Here is a 19,019-nt window from a genome sequence, read left to right as displayed (position 1 = left end):
GACGTTTACTCCTTTGGATCGGACATCATGTCGGCCGGCGGCACGAACTGTTTTTTATAAATAAGAGGCGGATAGCCCGCTTCCACAGGGTAGCGGTCCGGCATTTTTTTGACCATGCCCTCCGCCATCACGCGGTTGGGTAGAATAACGTTGTTGGCTTTGACATAGTCGTCCCACAGGGACACGAGCGCCTTGACTCGGCCGGGTTCCTGGGAGGCGAGATCTTGGCGTTCCGCGACGTCTTTGGCCACATTGAACAATTCCCATTCCTCCGTGCCGTAGGGTTTGTATTGCCAGCGCAATTTCCAGTCGCCCTGCCGAATCGCGCGGTTGCCAAAAATCTCCCAGGCCAAATAATCCTGGCTTGACCGGGGAGAATCTTCTTTGCCGGAAAGAACTTTTGTCCAGGATTTGCCGATTAACGGCGGGAGCTCCTGGCCGTTGACGGTTTTGGGATACGAGGCGCCGGCGACTTCCAGCAGGGTAGGCATGATGTCCACCACGCTCATCACTCCGTTGTTGATGCTTCCTTTTTCACGTTTGACAACTGGGCCGCTCACAATCAAGGCGTTGCGAATCCCGCCTTCCCCCATATATCCCTTGTATTGGCTGAAAGGCGTCATGGACACCTGCGCCCACATGGGGCCATACCCCACGTAGGAGCCAGGGTCGCCCCACGCGTTGGGATGGGTTTGGGACCAATGGATCGAGGCGAAGAGGTAATCCCGAGTGCCGGGCGTGCCGGCGATCATTTGGAAAAGGTCCGTCCCTTCGGCGCCATTGTCGCCGAACACGATGAAGATCGTGTTGTCGTATTCGCCGATCTTCTTCAAATAATCAATCAGGCGTCCCACATGGTGGTCCATGTTTTCCACCATCCCGGCGTACAGCTCCATCTTTTTGCCCAGGATGGCGCGCGAGGCCGGGGCCAGAAGATTGGGATCGGGAACAAACCACATGCGCTCCGAGAGTTCGGTGCCCTCCGGCAAGAGACCAAGCTCCTTCTGGCGTTTGAGGCGGGATGCGCGCAAGGCGTCCCACCCCTTGTCGTATTCGCCCACGTGGCGGTTACGCCAATCTTTGGGCAAATGATAGGGGTCGTGGGGAGCCTGATGCGAGACATAGGCGAAGAAAGGTTTCCCATCGCCACGGTTTGATTCGATGTGACTGATGATTTTGTCGGTGTATGTCTTAGTGGCGTAATAGTTTTTTGGAAGCTTTTTAAGGTAACGGCCATCCTCGGTGTAGACCGACTTCGGCATATACGCCGTGAAGTTCTTCATGTCCCAGTAAGACCCGGCGCCGTCCAGGAGTGAAAAGTCGCGCTCGAACCCGCGCGCCGCGGGGATTAGGTGGGGTGCTTTCCCCAAATGCCATTTGCCGGCCATATAGGTGTGGTAGCCGGAATCTTTGAGAAGTTGCGGCATGGTCGCGACGCGGTCATTCAGATAACCCTCATAGCCTTCTTTCCCCATCTGGTTTGGGGCAGTCCACTCGTCCATGTTGCCCATCCCGTTGAGGTGCGTGTCCACACCCGTCAACAAGCAGGACCGCGTCGGGGAACAGGTGGCATGGGTGTAAAATTGCGTAAAACGAAGGCCTTCTTTCGCCAGCGAGTCAAGGTTGGGGGTTTTGATCTCGCTTCCGAAGGCGCCGATATCGGAATACCCCAGGTCATCCCCAAGAATGAGGACGATATTCGGGCGTTTGGCCCCGTCGTTTGTCGCGGCGGTGGCGGGATGGGACGCGGCCCCCGAGGCAATGACGCCCATCAAACCAGCGGTCAAGACGTTTTGTGCACGAGTGTTGGTCATGATAAAGTTATCTCCTGTTGGCGGTCATTTCTTATTGGGCCCAAACGTCATAACTGATCTACATCTTTCACACGCTCCTCGCAACACGTGCGCCAACTCGCTTGCCATTCATTGGTGTTCGCGTTGTTGAATGGTTCAATATTATTTCGCTTTCAACCGATGACTCCCTTATTGCCTCTCCATTCGAGGGATGGGCGCCGTCGGCGATGCTTTTATTCGCTGAACAATTTTTTCCACCTTGGGAATCGCGTGTTTGAAATATTTTTTAAAACCTCGGCACAAATAATTCAAACCCGGCTCGCCGTCTTCCGTGCGAATGATTCTGTTCTTGGGACATTCGCCCCAGCAGTCATTGAGATAAGAGCACTTTCGACAAAAGGCGGGAAGCATTTCGCTTTTGGCATATCCGAATTTCACCTGAGTGGGAGAGAACACCAACTCTGACAGCGGCCGGTTTCGAATATTGCCCGTTCGATATTCTGGGTAAACGAAATGATCGCAGGCGTAGACGTCGCCGTTGTGTTCGATGGCGACGCCTTTTCCGCAGATCTCGCTGTATACGCACATCTGGGACGGCAGACCCAAATGTTGTGCCACGAGCGTCTCGAAATGGTTGACCAGCACTTTGCCCACGTCTTTGCGAATCCACACATCAAAAGCGCCGATGAGGAAATCCCCCCAGTCATAGGGATCCACGGACCAGTCCGTGACGATGGACTGAGGATGGCCCGGGCGCGCCTCGGGCGCGCCGTCTTTGGGAAGTTTGTCGGAATCCCATGTGTAGGGAGCTGTGGTTTCAAAGCCCTTGTATTCCACGATGGGAATAAACTGAATGGTGGTTGAATTCAGTTCTTGGCGAAGAAAGCGATAGACGTCCTTGGGACGTTTGGCATTGATTCGGTTGACGCAGGTGAGGGTATTGAAGGGAACTCCGTGCTTCATTAAAAGTTTGGCCGCCCCGAAAACCGCGTCAAAGGTGGGACGTTGATTTTTGGTGACGCGGTAAAGATCGTGAAGTTCCCGAGGCCCGTCAATGCTGAGCCCCACCAGAAATCGGTGCTCCTTCAAAAAAGCCGCCCATTCCTCATTGAGAAGCGTGCCGTTGGTTTGGAGATCGTTTTCGATGCGTTGGTTGGGTTTTGCGTATTTCTTCTGGAGATCGACGACTTTACGGAAAAAGTCCAAACCGCGAAGGGTGGGTTCCCCCCCTTGCCAGCTGAAAACAACTTCCTCCCCCGTGACGCCGTCGATGTATTGCTTGATGAATTTCTCAAGGAGCTCATCCGACATTCGCCCCGCCCCGGGCCCCCGGGAAGGCTTTCTTTGCTAAGGTAAAAACAATATTTGCAATCCAAATTGCAGGTGGACCCCGCCGGTTTAGCCATGACATGAAACCGCCGCTGTCCCAGGGCGCCCAGGATTCCCGGCATTTGGTATTTATTAAAAGTGTTTGGGTTCATCGTGTGTTATTCAAGAATTTCAAGGAGACGGGGACCTGGGAAACAGCCCTTCCGGGACCTTCAGGTTGGGGTCATCACTCTTTTCGCAAGCCCGGCGTCTCGTTGCCCTTCTTCATTTCCACCGGAAACTTGTGTTGGACCCACGCCTTGATCCCGCCTTTCAAGTTGAACACCTTTGTGTAGCCATGCTTGGCGAGTATCTGCGCGGCGGAAACAGACCGGTTCCCCGATCGACAATAGATCAGAAAGGGCCGGTCTTTTTGAGGCGGGAGCTCCGCTAATCGTTGTTCAAGCTCTTGCAAAGGGATGAGAGTGGCCTGGGCGAGATGGCCCGAGCCATATTCTTCCCGCGTTCGAACGTCCAACAAAAACGTGGCGGAGTCTTCGAGAATCTTGGCCGATTCGGGGGCCGAAACATCGACGAAGGGGTCGGCCTTGGCGCCGCACCCCGCCAACGTCCATACAACCACCCACATCGCCCGGATGCGCCCGTTGATTGACATGCCTCTATTGTATAAGTTTTCGCCTCGCGCTTAACCTCGGCGAATCAACTCATCTAAAATGTTACCGAAGCCGGGATCGTCAACTCATATGAAATGTTACCGTGCCTTCCCCCTGTTTATTGGGGTAGGAGGAGGACATGGACCGAGCATGGAAGCACACATTGATGAAAACAGTTCATCCCCGGTATCAGAAAGCCGATCGAACGCAAAAGAAAGTCATTCTGGACGAATTCTGCCAAACGTACCGATGCCACAGAAAACACGCCATTCGCTTGCTCAACGGGCCGGTGCCATCGGCCAACCCGCCCCCGCGCCGAAACGGCCGTCAACGGCGTTACAAAGGCTACATGGTGAAGGTTCTCGAAGCCGTCTGGGAGGCTTCGTATTACCTGTGGTCCGCGCGGCTCAAAGCCGCTCTCCCCACCTGGATGCCCTGGATCCGGCAACGATTCCCGCTCTCCGCCGCCCAGGAAGAGCAACTTCTCGCCGTCAGCCCCGCCACCATCGACCGCCTGTTGGCGGACGTCAAACTCCGCCTACGTCGCCGGACCTACGGCACCACAAAACCGGGGACGCTCCTCAAACACATGATCCCCATCCAAACCCAGGCTTGGGACGTCCGCCGACCGGGGTTTCTGGAGATCGATACGGTGGCGCACTGCGGTTCTTCCAGCGAGGGTCCCTTCCTCTCGACCCTGGACACCACCGACCTCCACACGACCTGGACCGAGCGCCGCGCCATCCCCAACAAAGGACAGGCCGCCGTCGTCGAGGCCTTGACCGACATCCAAACCGCCCTCCCCTTCCCTCTGAAGGGCCTCGACGCCGACGGGGGCAGCGAGTTCATCAACATCTCCTTGCTCCACTTCTGTCAGGACAGAAAAATCTACTTCACCCGCAGTCGGCCTTACAAGAAGAACGACAATGCCCATATCGAGCAGAAAAACTGGACCCACGTTCGCAAAATTCTGGGCTACGCGCGCTTCGATTCCGAGCAGGCTCTCCACGCCATCAACGACCTCTACCGCAACGAGCTACGGCTGTTTCAAAACGTCTTCCAGCCCTCCGTCAAACTGCTCAAGAAAATCAAGCGCGGCGCACGGGTGACACGCGTCCACGAAGCGCCAAAATCCCCGTGGCAGAGGGTTCTCGCCTCCCCCCACAGCGATCCGGTGAAGGTCAAAACCCTCCGGGATCAGATTCAGGGGCTCGATCCCTTTGCCCTATCGGAAGTGATCGACAAAAAACTCTTGGCCATCCAACGCCTCGTCTTCAAAGGCCCTCTTCCAAAGCCCAAGTTCCACCCGGCGTGGGGTCGCAAAAAACTCCGCAGACTCGAATCTCCCATCAAGGCCCCCACATCCACACTTCCCACATGGCACGACGATTCACAAAACCCAGTCAAACGACTGGAAATAAACCTACAAAAGGAGCGCTTCCTGGAAACCCTCTGACCATGCCCTCCGGTAACATTTCTAATGAGTTGACGAATCATCCTTCGGTAACATTTTCAAATGAGTTGACACGCTCGGACGATGAAACGTCAGCGAATGGATGGGTGGCCTTAAAGGGAGCGCCCCAAGGTCGATCTCCTTTCCCCCCCCGTGTATTTGTATAATCCACCCAGAAGGCGGGGAACGTTCCAGCGTTCCACTTTGCATCATCGTCGGAGGTTTTTAAAATGAAATCGCTCATTTCACTCTTTGTCCTTTTGGGGTTTCTAGCGGGATGTTCCCTCAACAACACGCGGATGATTCAATCCTGGGCCAACCCGGAGTTCAAGGCGCAACCCATCCACTTCAACAAGATTTTGGTGGTGGCCGTGGCCCCCAGCGACACGGAACGGCGAAGCGCGGAAGACGCCATGGCGGCGAAAATCGGACCCAAAGCCACCCCGGCCTACAGCGTTTTGTCGGAAGCCGAAGTGAAAGACCCCGCGGCCTCCAAAGCCCGCATCCAAGCCGCCGGTTTCGACGGAGTGGTCCTCCTCCGTTGGTTGGGTTTTAGGGAAGAGAAAGAAGTGATGGGAGCTCCCACCTATTCTCCACTGTGGGATCATTATTCTTATTCCTGGACCTACATGTCGGAATCCACCGTGGTCCAATGGAAAATCCTTCAGCTGGAAACCCGCATATTCTCGGCCGTTGATGAAAACTGATTTGGTCCGGAACTACGGAGAGCGTGGAGCCGGGCTCCATTCCCAAACTCATCGACGATGTAGCCAGCGTGGTTAAAACCAACTCACCAAACAGGGACTTCTTCCCGCTCCGCCGAAATCAAAGGAAAACGGGAAATAACCCCATGACCCAACGAACAACCCGATGGGCCGTGGTGGGGTTGATCCTGACCATGGCGGGGATTTCTTCTCTCCAGGCGGGATCGGTGACGGCGGGCGCCACGCTTTTCGAAGCCCATCGCTGGCGGGGATCCCTGTCCGTGGGATCGGGCCAAGGATCCGGTGACACTTATATGGTGGCCGGCCTTGGGCTCGGCTATTTCCTGGCGCGAGGCCTCGAGTTGGGTCTGGATGGGGAAGCCTGGGTGGGAGCGGACCCTCAAATCTATAAGGTGACGCCCGGCATCCGTTACATTTATTCAGGGATTGAACGGTTCTGGCCCTACGTCGGCGCCTTTTACCGGCGAACGATTTACAGCGGTTTAACAGACCTCAATTCCTACGGGGGGCGCTACGGCGCCTACATGTCTCTCGGGGGAAACGCCTACGCGGGGTTCGGCGGGGTGTCCGAGAAGCTCGTTGATTGCGACGAAAAGGTTTACGATTCCTGCACATCCAATTACCCCGAAATCACCTTTTCGCTTTCATTCTAACCCACGAAAGGAGAAACACGATGCGTAAAAAACTGTTGTTGTCCGTCCTTTCTCTGGCTCTGACCGGAGCCGTGATTCACTCAGAGGAAATGAAAGGTACAGCCCCGACTGAAGTCACCCAGGTGAACGTGACTTTGAGCCCTGAGATGATCCGCTACGCCGTCACCACCCAGCGCCGGGAGGTCTTCACGGCCGCCATGGAAGACCTGTTGAAAGACCCCGCCATGAAAAGCAACTTCTGGGACGTCTATAACGCCTTCGAAAAAGAGCGGGAAGGCGTGACCGACGCCCGGATGAACATCATCGCCGAGTATGCGAAAAACTTCAACACGATGTCGGACAAGAAAGTCACGGACCTGTTGGCGAGTTCCTACAAAGTCCAATCCACAGAACTCTCCCTCCGCAAAAAGTATGCCGCCCAGCTCGTTAAGAAAGTCAACGCGACGGTGGCCGGGCGCTTTTGGCAGGCGGACGATTTCATCAGCTCCGCCATCAAAGTCAGCATCCTCTCCAGCGTTCCGCTGTTGGGCGAAAAAATCAAGTAATCTGTTTTATCCTCAAGAGAAAGGCCCCCGGGAGAAATCGCTCGGGGGCCTTTTTTATGGGAGCCTTAAGGGATTGAGTGCCCTCAGTTCCTGTTCGCAAAGTCCTGTCGTTGCCCCATTTATGGGGCGCTCTGGATCCGGGCGGAATTCTCTCCATCGGGAACGATCGCCCGATAAATCGGGCAACTACACAATTCGCTTCAGAACGCTAAAGTAAACCCTTTTATGGGGTCGTCCGGGATTTCCCCAAGGCCAGTATTCTCTCGGGCGGCCGACGGAGATCCCACACCAAACCACATTTTTCCAGAAAACGGAGGACGTAAAGGGTCACGTCAATTTCCCACCAATAAAATCCCTGGGCGACAGAGGAAGGGTAATAGTGATGATTGTTGTGCCAACCCTCCCCCAACGTCAGGATCGCCAGGATCGCGCTGTTCCGGCTCGTGTCCCGGGTCTCAAACCGGCGGCGGCCGAACAAATGGCAGGCGGAATTGATGAAGAACGTGGTGTGCCAAAGGACCACCGTGCTTACAAAAAACCCCCACAACAACCCTGGAACGCCCCCCAACAGGAGACACAGGGCCGCCAGAAGCATCGGGGGGACGAGAGAATTCTTGTTAAGCCACCGGAGTTCCCCGAACCGCGCCAAATCCGGAACAACCCGGTAATCGGTGTAATCGTATCGGCTATCCAACACCCAGCCCACATGGGCCCACCAAAACCCATCCCGCACCGCCGAGTGAAGGTCCCGGGGCCCATCGGACTCTTGGTGATGGACCCGATGGTGGGAAGACCACCAAAGAGGGCCTTTTTGCGCGGCGGAACACCCAACCCACGCCAAAATAAATTGAAAGAAACGGCTTGTTTTATAGGTTCGATGGGAGAGATAACGGTGATACCCCCCCGTGATCCCAAACTTGCGAACAAGAAATGACAAGACCGCAATTCCCACCAACTTCAAGTTGATTGGCCCAAACAGGGTCGCGATAGCCACCAAGTGAACGCCGCCAAACGCCAACAGGTTCACCAGGCCCCGAAACCGTTCGGGAGCATGGACGACACCCACTGTCAAATCACTATTTATTGCCTGTGACATAATTTTCCATCCTGGGCCGAATATTTCAAGCCCGGACACTCATTAGGCGTCCGGCTCGTTCGTGTGAAAGGTTATTCGACGTTAATTATCGTGGAGTAACTTTTTGAGGCTTGGCGGAACCCGGCTGTACCGAAATAAGATCTCCCTCCGCTCGGAAGAAATAGGTCTTCTCCATTTTCTGGGGTTGGCCGTAATAATCCCCGAAATCGAACGTCACCGCGGCTTCATAAGCGCCGTTCGGCCAGTTGGTGCGTTGGCTGAGACCCGAAAAAATGGCGTTTCCGTTGGGCGAGATGGCGGTGGTCCCCTGCAAGGAAATGGTTTCCATCGTTTGTCCGGCCTTTCGGACTTCAACTCGTCCCCGAGGCTGGAGGGGCGCGTTGCCGGAATTCTTAACCATCACGCTGACCTCGATATTTTTAGCCGCCCCGGCCTCGATCGATGTCGCGGCAAAACGAACGGTGGGTTGAAGAAGCTCGATTTTAAGGATGGCGTCTTTATTGAACGGCTGAAGATAAATCGGCAAGAGGACATTCACCACCGGCGTGGAGGACGTGTCCCCCGCTACCCGCACCACCAGGGAAACAGCGCCGACCGCGGGCTTCTCGAAGTTTTGCGGGAAAACAACGTGGTAGGAAACCGATCGGCTTTCCCCCGCCTGAAGGCGAAAAGGCGAACCGCCCTGCAACGTGATGGCGTTTCCCTTGGGCAAGGAGACGGCCTCCCCTGGGTTCGGGAAATCCGCCACGCTCATGATCACGTCCACATCGTAGGCCATGATATTCGTGACCAGGAAGGACCCGTCCGCGGTATCCCCCGCCTTTCCCCCATGCCGTCCTTCCAGGGGCTGAACCGCCTCGCTGGCCCAAAGGCCGCCGCTTAAAAATAAACTTGAAAGCGCCAACGCTACCCAACCATTTTTCATTTTCCCTCCACTCTTTCTTTCAAAACATTATAACATGGTTTCGTTGTCATCTGACGGCCTTGGGAGGAACGTATGAAACGATTTTTTTTTGAACGTTGGGCGCGAAAGAGCCTGGCGGCCGGGTTTCTTTTTATCGCCGGAGGAGTCTGGGCGGTCCCCTTGGAAATCGGACCCATGGGAGGGTGGCGGTTTGGCGGCACCTTTAAAGACCAGAGCGGCCAATCCCACACGGCGGAACCCTCCGGTTCTTGGGGTGGCGTCATGGATATATATTACACCCCGGATTCAGCCGTGGAATTGCTTTTCTCCCGACAGGAATCTGCGGTCCCTTCCGGAGGTACCGCTCCGATTGATTTCAACTACGTGTTGGATCACTACCAGATAGGGGGGTTGAAGGAATACGGGGAGAAATCCGTCCGGCCCTTTCTGGCCGGCCTTCTCGGCTGGAGCCACGCGAAGGGTAAGAATGAAGCTTCGGATTTCTTTTCCATGACCCTGGGAGGCGGGGCCAAATATTACCTCACCCAATGGTTAGGAGTTCGCACGGACCTCCGATGCCATTTGATGTTCACGAACGGCACCACGGCCGCTTCTTCCGGCCCCACCGGCGGGAGCGTGAGTTACTCCGGGGACGTTTTCGCTCAAGGGGAGGTTTCGGGGGCGATTTTCCTGGCCTTCGGCGGCCCCCGCGAGGTTATGGCCGCCCCGACGCCCATCGATGATTACCGTCGAAGAGGGTCGATTCCCGCTCAGTAACAGGGCGTCTTTCCGCATCGACAGGCGACGCCCGGTTAACCGTCTAGTAATACCAGGAGAGTCCCGCCCGTAGCTCTTCGTGGGACTTGTTGTAATCGAGGATCACTTCGCCATACCCATTGAACCACTGGGCGTAAAAGGTCGGGTTGAACCGTGGCCAGCTGGGGACCCGGTATTGAAGCCCGACGACGTTGTTGCCTTGGCTGAAAGGATTTCCGTTTTTCCCGCTGGTCCTTTGGTATTGCAAGTCGAGACCCATTCCGTCTTTCTGCTTAAACACATTTCGCCACCAAAATGTAAAATCCCAAAACCCCAAGTAATCGGAGTAGTCCTGATTGAATTCGCCTTTGGCCAAAATGACATAGGCATCGGCGGACGCGTAAAACTCCCTACCCCCTAAAACCCCCGTTTTTAGGCCCCGGACGAACAATCGATCAACGGAGCGGGAGGTGGCGCCCGAAGAGCCATTGGAGAGGTGGACGTAGCCTGCATCCGCCGCCGCCAACCAGCGTTCGCTGTCGACAAAACGATAGAACGCTTCTGGGTTAAAGTTGTTGTCGATAATGGGGATCGAATCCGCGTAAATATCCCAAAGCATGTAATTGGTGAACGCCAGGAAAAAACCGAATTCGTCCACGGGGCGGTATTTGAAACTGTATTGCAGTTTTAAATCGTCCCCGCCGACGATCGCGTAGTTTAGCTTGTGAAGAGACAGGACCTCTTTGCCGGCTGTGCGGAAAGAGCGATCTTCAATGGTCTCTTCACGCTCCATTTCCCGGGGGGAAAGCTGGACCTCCTCCCCCCAGGTTGGCGTTAATAGACCGACGACCGCTAATGCGCTGAAAAAGCCGCTTTTTTTATTGATGGGACCCCACACTTTTTATCGGCGTCCGCCGCCCCCACCGCGAGATCCCCCACCACCGCCGCGGGAACCGGAATACCCGCCGCCCCGTGAACCGGAATAACTTCCACCACTCCCACGGGAACCGGAATACCCGGACGAAGAGGAACTTTGGCGCATTTGGCTCTGGCGGTTAAGGTCTGAGTTGCGGTTCCCATTGGAGGAGGGAGCTGGGGACCATTTCCCTCCGCTTTGGGATTCCCAACCGCCACTGCTGTTCTGACGGTGAACATTCCCGCTGGGATCGGCATACATATTGTTTTTTCCGCCGGCGGGTAAAGGGGTGTTTGCCGGCCGCGAGCCTACGGAAGGCGAACCTGCCCCCGCGGATGGGGCTGGTCCGGATGGACGAGCGGTCGGTTTGACCGGCGCCCCTCCGCCTCGATTGGCCTGATTATATAGGTTTTGCTTACTTCCCCCTTGGGTAGGGGTCGGCCGCGCGCCTACATTTCCGGGCTTGCCGGGTCCGCCAATCCCCCCCACTCCGCCGGCCCCCCCAGGACCGCCAGGGCCTCCAATGCCGTTGGGCCCGCCGGGCCTTCCCCAACCGCCCACGGGGCCACTGACGGCGATTCCACCATTCGGACCATGATAACCAACAGCCCCCCACCCTGTGGCGGGGTTGTAATAAGCATGATATCCGTAGGTCATGGGTCTCCCGTAATAGGCGCCGCCATACCCATAATAAGGGGGATAGTAGAACCCCGTGCCGTAAACAACCGTGGGACCGTAGACATAGCATCCCATGTAGCCCGGCGTGTAGCCGACGTAGACCACCTCGGGAGTGGACTCATAGATGTAAACATAACTGCTCTGGTAATTGGGGGTGCTGGGCGGAAGTTTGTTCAGCTCGGAAGGGATCGATACCGCCACGCTCCAGGGGCCCTCGGGCTGTGCCGCCTCATACCAAACCGCCTCTTTGCAAAGGTAATATCTGTTTTTTACTTTAAAAATGGCGTCCGCGGTATTTTCCGCGTAAGCCACTTCGTTCTTTTCCATCCCCTCAACCGCTTTCCACTTCGGGGCCCCGTCGTAGACCACTTTCACATCCGCCGGACCTTTTTTAACCGCGGCGGTTTGGGGGACGGAGGCGTCCAGCACCGCTTCGCGCGCTTGCGGGGTTCCCGCGATGAAAGGGAGCACCCCCGCCCGGGAAGAATTGGCCGGGATCTTGGCAAAATCTTCCGGCAACTTATCGGCGGCCACGTAGGTCCAGGGCCCCTCGGTCTTCTTCGATTTATACCAACGCCCCGACGCGACCACGTAGATGTCCTGGGACTTAATGTCCATTAGGATATTTTGGTCGGAATTTGCCACGTGGAGAAGGTTGACCCCTTTGAGCGGCTCAAACTGAGGTTGACCCTTGCTGACAAAAAGCTCCGCCGGTTCATGCCGAATAACAACCTCCGGCGCGGCCCCGCTCGGCTTTTTCGCGTTCTTGGCCGGCGGTGGCCCACTCTGCGTTAATTTCTTTCCCAACTCCTCCACCGGAGCAGGCACCGCCGTGGCGCGAGACCAGGGGCCCTCTAACTTGTCCGCTCCAATCCAACCTTCAGGGGTCCAGAGGTAATAGAAGGAGCCGGTGGAGACCTGAACGAGAACCTCCGCCGTGTTGACCACCTGGAGCAACTTACCCTCTTGGATCGGCTGGGTTTTAGGATCCCCATCCATGATTAAGAGGACGGCGGGTTTGGTCCGAAACAATATCTCCGGCGGGGTTGTGGAAAGACCTGTATCCCCTGGCCCTTTATTTTCCATGGTTTCCAGCGAGGCGGTCAATTGCGCCAAGGGGATAACGAAACGACTTTGGGTCAGTTGTTCGGAGAGGAACTTCTTGAGTTTGGCCACCCCATCCGCGGGAACCTCCGGAGCTTTCACATCGGTGACTTGCACCGACTCAACGGTCACAAGGCCCGTTTCGCGATCCGTGGTCACCCGCCCCTCCATCCAAACAGCCCCAAACCACGGCTCCTTCGACCCCCTCATCAATACGGAAACGGCCGACCGACCGGTCACTTTGTTGTCCTTAAAACTTTCCAATTGCGGTTGATAGACCGTGGCCGTTCCCACATCGGACACATATTTCAACGGCCATTCCACGCCGGGGGACTTTTCAGCCCAGGCGAGACCAACCAAGGAAAGGGACCAACCAAGCGCCAGGATCCGTGAGGGAAATCGCATGGGAGTCCTTTTTAGAACGGCATCCCGAAGTTCAACCAGAAACTGCTCCCTTCGGTCCGGTTCATGACGCTGAACTCGGGAAGCCATTTAAACTCGAAGCTCATGTTTCCCGCCGTGTGGCGAATGAGAGGTCCCACCGTGTAGGATTGGGCTTGAAAAGAGCCAAAAACCGCGCCGCTCCCTTTGTCGGCCGTCAGTTGTTGATAAAGGCTCCCGGTGATCCCGATCGCGGTCTGCATGTCCGTGTAAATCGCCGCGACGGCATCCATGTGAAGGACATCGCCGGACTTGTAATCGGTGTCGGTGTTTCGTTCGCGGATGTCATAGCCTGTATAAAGAGACAACTCTCGTTTGCCGGGGACAACGTTGGAAAGTCCAAGGAAGGGGCTGTACGTCCAATAATTCAAGCCGCCTTGGGCCAGGGACCCCTCACGGTAGTAACCGGTGGGCGCGTAAAGCCGGACGCCCGTTTTGAAGTGGTTCGAGCCGATCTGTTTTCCCACCATGAGAGGGATGAACGAAATATCCCCCAGTCCCCCTTCGTAGTCGTAATAATACCCGGCGATGTCGTAGACGCCCGTTTGACCGAAGTAAGCGGCGGCGCTTTCGTAAACCAAGGGCATGCACAATTCAACCCCGTAGCGCCAGGATTCCCCCGGTTCGCCTTTCACATAGGCCAGTTCGAATTGGGTCGAGGAAACCGCCCGGTCCAACTCCGCCCAACGGGATGCACCGAGAGTGCTCTTGGTGTTTTTTTCAACGTTTCCATCGTAAAACATCATCTTAAACCGAAAGGTCGGCGCTGTTTGGGCCGGCAGAACGCCGGCGAAACTGGCTTTGTCTCCGGCCAGGGTATGACCCCGTCCGCCTTCTTCAGACCAAACAGCCGCCCCGCTAAAGAACAGGGTTGCGCCCAACGCAAAAGCGAACAACGAACGTATTTTCATTTATTTCTCCTTGCGAGCGAGGTGGACCAGCTCAAAGCGTTTCTGAGATGCTACAAAATTATCGTGGCTCCATCGATGACTTTTTGTTTTCGTTAAGGCTTTTGTCCTGTTTCCCCGGATTGAAAAGGCGGAAGGGCAAGCGAAACACGTTTTTGACCACATTGACGAGAGGCCCCGTCAACGTTTGGATGGAGCGGGCGTTGACCTCGGCTTTCCCCTGGTTTACCTGGACGTCCACCACCAAGGGAAGGAAATCTCCTTCAGGGCCCAAAACCAGGGAAGTCAAACCGGGAATGGCCGCAATAAGATCCGTGGTGCCCTGGAGAAAGTTAAAAAGGAGCGTGCCTCGCCCGTTGGCGAACCGGACATCCACCCAGCCCGTGTAGGCCAATTGAAAGGCATTGTTATTAAAAATCACCGGACGCTCGATCAAATAGCGCCCGTTCCGGATCGTGGCCGAGGCCTCGATCACATCAAACGGGAGCCCTTCGGTTTGACGGCCCCCGAGACGTTGGATCAAGGATCGGATTTTTAAGGCCGAAAAAACTTCCAACACGGCCGGGGCGGCACGGAAAGAGCCGTCGCGGCCCGAAACGGAAACCCGGCCGTTCAACCGACTCGGATCCCAGGGCCGAAGCGGCCCGCCAACGGAGAGATCTCCGCTGAACCGCCCGTTAACCAAGTAGGCGTTCGTGGAGAGCGCGGCCACTAGTTCTTCCGTTTGCAAATCTTTGAGGCGGGTGTGAAGCGAAAACGTCAAAGGCCCCTTTCCCTTCAGGCCTACCACCGTCCCGTCCGCCGCCACGGAACCTCCCGAGAGATCTCCCTGAAGGTCGCTCACTTTCAGCCCGTGCTCCGGTTCATAGGCCAAACGCCCGCTTATCGAATCCATGGGAACGCCTTTCCAGTCCGCGCTGGACAACCGAAGATCGAACCCCCAAAGGGAACTGTCATCGAACAAAAAGTCCCGAAAGGGCTTTTGCCTGAAATCGGATTGCCAATCGCCCGAGAACGTCGCGTGGCCGCGCCGAAAGCCCAGGGATGGCACCCAGCGCCCCAAAACTTCCAGGTCCAGATCGTCCAGATCCACACGGAGGGTGGCGGGACTGGGCGTCTTGGGTCCCCGTTGGCCCGCGACCGGAAGGAAACCGGTAAGAGTGAAAGAAGAGGAACCGTTCCGACCCACCCAGCCGGCCTCCCACTGGGCCCCGGCTCGCCGCCAGCTGAAGGTGGAAGAATCCAACCGCCAGGATTCCCATCCCAAATTCACGGCGGAAACCGACACCGCCATGTCCCGCGCTTGGGCCAGGCCCCAGAGGGTTCCATCTTTGTAGATGGGCAGTTCGGTCACTTCCGCCGTTCCATTCAACGCTCCGGCCCACGTGCCGGAAGATCCAGCCGCCCGGCCCCATTCTCGCGCTTGAAGCCCGCTCAGGCCCACGGTTCCGCTGACTGTCCATGGATCGTTGACCCGCCGGGGCCGGCGAGCCAGCCCGTGGGCGGTCACCGTCCCCTGAAAAATCTCGCATTGAAACCGGCGGAGTCGAGCGGTTCCCTCCGCCCAATCGGCGGCTCCCGTCACGTCCGCAACGCTCCAATTCCCCCAGGTCAGGCTCCCCAGATCGGCCCGGGCCGTCAAGTTCACGGGACGAGCGGGCCCGCTGGTTTTCCCCGATATCGGGGGAACCTTTCCGATAACCTCTAAAATTTCCGCCACGTCCAGGCGGTCCCCCGACAATCGAAGATCCATGTTCGGGCGGGAAATATCCGGAACGGTCACCTCCCCCTGGGCGCGGGTGCCGGTGCTGGCCCACACCACCCGAACCGTCGACGTCGAGAACGACGATAGCTCCCAGGCCATCGTGAAGGGGAGAAGGTCTTCAGACCCCTGCCGCTTTAACCGGGTCGCCCCGCCTTTGGCCGTCCAACGCCAATCGTCTTTCCGGCCGGCCAGATGGGCTTCCAAGGATAGAGCACCCGTCCAAGGAGCGACAGGGCGAAAGAATTCCCCCAGCAGGCCCAGAGGAAACCCCGACGCCTCCACCCGCACATCGTTTTCCGTCCCGAACCGACCGTCCACGCGGTAACGACCTCGGCCCCGCGGCCCGTCGATTTTTCCGGCCAAGTTCAGGGAAATGGAATTCCCCTCCCGTGCCAAGGAAGCGTCCGCTTGCAAGGTCAGGGAAGGATGCCCCGGAAGGCTTTCATCCACCAGTTGGAGTTCAGCCCCCACAACACGCACGTCGTCGATACGGTATTCCAGCCCCCCGTCCCGCGCGGGTCCGTTGCGCACAGCGATCACCGGCAAGGAGCCGTCCGGCCGACGCCGAATCCAGAAGCGCGGTTCCTCGATGTCCCCGTTGGAAAACACCACCTTCCGCCGCAGGAGGGGAAGGAGTTTTACCTGAATCCGAGCGGATTCGGCCGACCAGCGGAAATCGCCGTTGTCCGCTTTGAAGGACACTCCGGTGACCCGCACCCAGGGCCGGAATCCCAGGCGGCTCTGGAGAGATCCCAAAACGAAACGCCCTTCCCGCTTTTTCGAAAGGCTGGTTTCCAAACCGACCTTGAACCCAGGACTGTTCAGGTGTTCGTCCAAGCGTCGCCAAGCCACCACGGACACGACCGCCATCGCGACCCCAAGCCCCAAACCGATCCAGCCCAGCGCGCGAAAAATCCGCCGCGAAGGTTTAGGTTCAGGTCCCATGAAAGATACCCCAAGTTGACTTGATTCGTGACCCCACGTTTTGATCCTTTATTTTCTTAACGACGGACATTATACCTCTTCGAATCATCTGTGCTACCATTTGCGAATGAGGCGTCTTCGTTTCCAATGGCATCCCTTATGGATGGCCGTCCTGCTTGTATGGCCGTGGCGGGTCGCGGGGGCGGAATCCCCCCTCCCGAGACCTCGAATCGGGCTCGTCTTAAGCGGGGGCGGGGCGCGCGGCGCTGCGCACGTGGGCGTATTGAAGGTCTTGGAAGAACTCAAGATTCCCGTCGACGTCATCACCGGCACCAGCATGGGGTCCGCGGTGGGCGGCCTCTACGCCACCGGGTTGACCGCCGCGGAACTGGAAACGATTTTTACGCGCTTCGACTGGGTCGGGGCCTTTACGGATTCCCCGCCGCGACGGGACCTTTCGTTTCGCCGCAAGGAAGATGATCGCACGTTCTTGGTGAAAGCGCGGATCGGGTTGGATGGCGGGAAAGTCCAACTCCCCCGGGGCTTCGTGGAGGGACAGAATTTCGTGATGGAACTTCGAAAACTTTCCCACGTCACCGAATCCCTTCCCAGCTTCGACCAATTGCCCATTCCCTTCCGGGCGATGGCCACCGACTTGGAAACCGCCCGCCCCGTCGTGCTGGACAAAGGCGATTTGGTCATGGCTATCCGCGCCAGCATCGCCGTGGCTCCCCTATTCTCTCCCGTAAAAATGGACGGCCGTCTGTTGGTGGATGGGGGTTACCTCCGAAACATTCCAGTCAAAACAGCCAAAGACATGGGAGCGGACCGACTCATCGCGGTGAACATCGGCACCCCTCTCTCCCAGGAGAAGGATATGCGATCGGTGTTCGATGTTTTTTCTCAGGTGAGCCGATTGGGCGGCCAGGTTCAGGACCGGAGGCAAATCGCCGAACTGGGGCCGGAAGACCTGTTGATCCTCCCCGACCTGGAAGGTTATGCTTTCACCGATTTTGCGAAAATCCCGGAGATCGTGGCGCGCGGGGAAGCGGCCGCGCGCGCGGTCGCCGAGCCATTGAAAAACTTTTCAGTCTCGGAGGAGGATTACCGGCGTTGGCGAGGCTCCTTGGCCAAGGGGCCCACCCTGCCGGTGGTGGACTCCATCGAATTCGTAAATGGGACCCGCATTTCGGACAATGTCTTTCTCCCTTTCATTCGGCAACGGCTCGGAGCTTTAGTGGACCCCGCGCAATTGCAAAAAGACCTGGCCCAGATTTATGGGTTTGGATACTTCGAGTTTCTCAATTACCACGTCGACACCCGGGACGGGAAAAAAGTCCTGGTCGTGGACGCCCCGCGGAAGAGCTGGGGACCGGATTATTTGCGGTTGGGGCTTAAAATCGCCGAGGAATTTGACGGAGACAGCGCCTACGCGGTTCTGGCCCGCTACCAAAAAACGGAAATTAACCGCTACGGCGGCGAGCTCAACGTCGATGGAAACATCGGGACCAATTCCAAGGTCGACGCCGAATGGTACCAGCCCATCGGCCAAGCCCCCCGCTGGCTCAGCTACGGAGCACCGTATTTCGCCAGTTTTCAGGGAGGGTACGGACAGGAGAACGACCCGGTTCGTTTTTCAAAAGGGTCGGAAATTCCGTTTGAATTCCTGACGGGGGAAGTTTCTCCCTCCGTGGGCCGGACCCTCGGCAATTGGGGCCGTATTCGCACGGGATTAAAATGGGACTGGGAAACCTACCAGACCCCGTTAATTTCCGGCGAACAATCCGGGGTTACCCGAAGCGATGTCTTCCTTCGTTTGGACCTGGACACCCTGGACGCCCCCGGGTTTCCCCGCCACGGAATCATCGGCTCCCTTGAAGGCCGGACCGCGGCGACCGTTTTGGGTGGCGAGGCCCGGGGCTCTCTTTTCGATGGCAACCTCGGAGCCGCGCGTTCCTGGGGGGCCGACACCTTCCAAGCACGGCTCCAATACGGCACCAACCTGAATTCCGATGCCCAAAATCCGCACTTTTTGAGGCTCGGCGGGTTCTTGAACCTTTCGGGATTCAGCCACAACTCATTAATAGGGACAGAAACCGCCTTGACCCAACTCCGATGGAACCGGAACGTCGGTTCCCTGGCCGCCTGGCCTCTTTACGTCGGAAGCGCCGTGGAGTGGGGCGGCGCCTGGAACCGCCAACAAGAAATCACCCTGTCGTCCGGTTATTGGTGCGGCAGTCTCTACGCCACCCTCGATTCCGGCCTCGGCCCCACCTACCTGGCCCTTTCCCAAACCGAGCAAGGCATCCGAACCGTCTATCTCTACGTCGGCCAAGCCTTCTAACGCCCCCCCACGGGGACCCCCCCACGGGGACG

Annotated in this window: 14 protein-coding genes and 1 pseudogene; 6 read left to right on the top strand and 9 right to left on the bottom strand. The window is 57.2% G+C overall.

Annotated elements, in window-relative coordinates; all coding sequences use genetic code 11:
- Positions 1–5: 5 nt before the first annotated feature.
- The 3 genes and pseudogenes from IPP35_01325 to IPP35_01315 form a co-directional block, all read right to left on the bottom strand.
- Positions 6–1,814 (bottom strand): arylsulfatase, encoded by a 1,809-nt coding sequence (locus IPP35_01325; GenBank protein MBL0057780.1) that lies wholly within the window; start codon positions 1,812–1,814, stop codon positions 6–8.
- Between the two features lie 168 nt (positions 1,815–1,982).
- A pseudogene (locus IPP35_01320) lies at positions 1,983–3,274 on the bottom strand (anaerobic sulfatase maturase).
- 74 nt (positions 3,275–3,348) lie between these two features.
- The gene (locus IPP35_01315) at positions 3,349–3,777 is read right to left on the bottom strand and encodes a rhodanese-like domain-containing protein (GenBank protein ID MBL0057779.1); all 429 of its coding nucleotides are present in this window, start codon (positions 3,775–3,777) and stop codon (positions 3,349–3,351) included.
- A gap of 137 nt (positions 3,778–3,914) precedes the next feature.
- Here IPP35_01315 and IPP35_01310 point away from each other — a divergent pair, with 137 nt between their 5' ends.
- The 4 genes from IPP35_01310 (at position 3,915) to IPP35_01295 (ending at position 7,151) form a co-directional block, all read left to right on the top strand.
- Positions 3,915–5,231 (top strand): DDE-type integrase/transposase/recombinase, encoded by a 1,317-nt coding sequence (locus tag IPP35_01310; protein ID MBL0057778.1) that lies wholly within the window; start codon positions 3,915–3,917, stop codon positions 5,229–5,231.
- 227 nt (positions 5,232–5,458) lie between these two features.
- The gene (locus IPP35_01305) at positions 5,459–5,935 is read left to right on the top strand and encodes a hypothetical protein (GenBank protein ID MBL0057777.1); all 477 of its coding nucleotides are present in this window, start codon (positions 5,459–5,461) and stop codon (positions 5,933–5,935) included.
- A 143-nt stretch (positions 5,936–6,078) separates the two neighbouring features.
- The gene (locus tag IPP35_01300) at positions 6,079–6,606 is read left to right on the top strand and encodes a hypothetical protein (protein MBL0057776.1); all 528 of its coding nucleotides are present in this window, start codon (positions 6,079–6,081) and stop codon (positions 6,604–6,606) included.
- Between the two features lie 20 nt (positions 6,607–6,626).
- Positions 6,627–7,151, top strand: a complete 525-nt coding sequence (locus IPP35_01295; GenBank protein ID MBL0057775.1) for a hypothetical protein — start codon at positions 6,627–6,629, stop codon at positions 7,149–7,151.
- A gap of 223 nt (positions 7,152–7,374) precedes the next feature.
- On the opposite strand, the gene IPP35_01290 is transcribed toward IPP35_01295, so the two are convergent.
- Both IPP35_01290 and IPP35_01285 read right to left on the bottom strand, forming a co-directional pair.
- Positions 7,375–8,247: an acyl-CoA desaturase gene (locus IPP35_01290; GenBank protein ID MBL0057774.1), complete on the bottom strand. Its 873-nt coding sequence runs from the start codon at positions 8,245–8,247 to the stop codon at positions 7,375–7,377.
- A gap of 85 nt (positions 8,248–8,332) precedes the next feature.
- Positions 8,333–9,172: a hypothetical protein gene (locus tag IPP35_01285; GenBank protein MBL0057773.1), complete on the bottom strand. Its 840-nt coding sequence runs from the start codon at positions 9,170–9,172 to the stop codon at positions 8,333–8,335.
- 72 nt (positions 9,173–9,244) lie between these two features.
- On the opposite strand from IPP35_01285, the gene IPP35_01280 reads away from it, so the two are divergent.
- Positions 9,245–9,928: a hypothetical protein gene (locus tag IPP35_01280; protein MBL0057772.1), complete on the top strand. Its 684-nt coding sequence runs from the start codon at positions 9,245–9,247 to the stop codon at positions 9,926–9,928.
- A 43-nt stretch (positions 9,929–9,971) separates the two neighbouring features.
- Here the strand turns inward: IPP35_01280 and IPP35_01275 are convergent, their stop codons facing one another.
- The 4 genes from IPP35_01275 to IPP35_01260 all read right to left on the bottom strand — a co-directional run bounded on the left by IPP35_01275 (position 9,972) and on the right by IPP35_01260 (position 16,664).
- A complete protein-coding gene (locus IPP35_01275; GenBank protein MBL0057771.1) occupies positions 9,972–10,700 on the bottom strand; it encodes a phospholipase A in 729 nt (242 codons plus the stop codon).
- A 108-nt stretch (positions 10,701–10,808) separates the two neighbouring features.
- Positions 10,809–13,010 carry a hypothetical protein gene (locus tag IPP35_01270; GenBank protein ID MBL0057770.1) on the bottom strand — a complete coding sequence of 734 codons (2,202 nt, stop codon included), beginning with the start codon at positions 13,008–13,010 and terminating at the stop codon, positions 10,809–10,811.
- 11 nt (positions 13,011–13,021) lie between these two features.
- Complete coding sequence (locus IPP35_01265; GenBank protein MBL0057769.1) at positions 13,022–13,957, bottom strand: transporter; 936 nt, start codon at positions 13,955–13,957, stop codon at positions 13,022–13,024.
- A gap of 58 nt (positions 13,958–14,015) precedes the next feature.
- Positions 14,016–16,664 (bottom strand): hypothetical protein, encoded by a 2,649-nt coding sequence (locus tag IPP35_01260; protein ID MBL0057768.1) that lies wholly within the window; start codon positions 16,662–16,664, stop codon positions 14,016–14,018.
- A gap of 253 nt (positions 16,665–16,917) precedes the next feature.
- Here IPP35_01260 and IPP35_01255 point away from each other — a divergent pair, with 253 nt between their 5' ends.
- Complete coding sequence (locus IPP35_01255) at positions 16,918–18,987, top strand: patatin-like phospholipase family protein (protein MBL0057767.1); 2,070 nt, start codon at positions 16,918–16,920, stop codon at positions 18,985–18,987.
- The last annotated feature ends 32 nt before the right edge of the window (positions 18,988–19,019 follow it).

The organism is Elusimicrobiota bacterium (assembly GCA_016721625.1).
GTDB lineage: Bacteria > Elusimicrobiota > Elusimicrobia > FEN-1173 > FEN-1173 > JADKHR01.
This window is presented reverse-complemented; position numbering and strand designations above follow the sequence as displayed.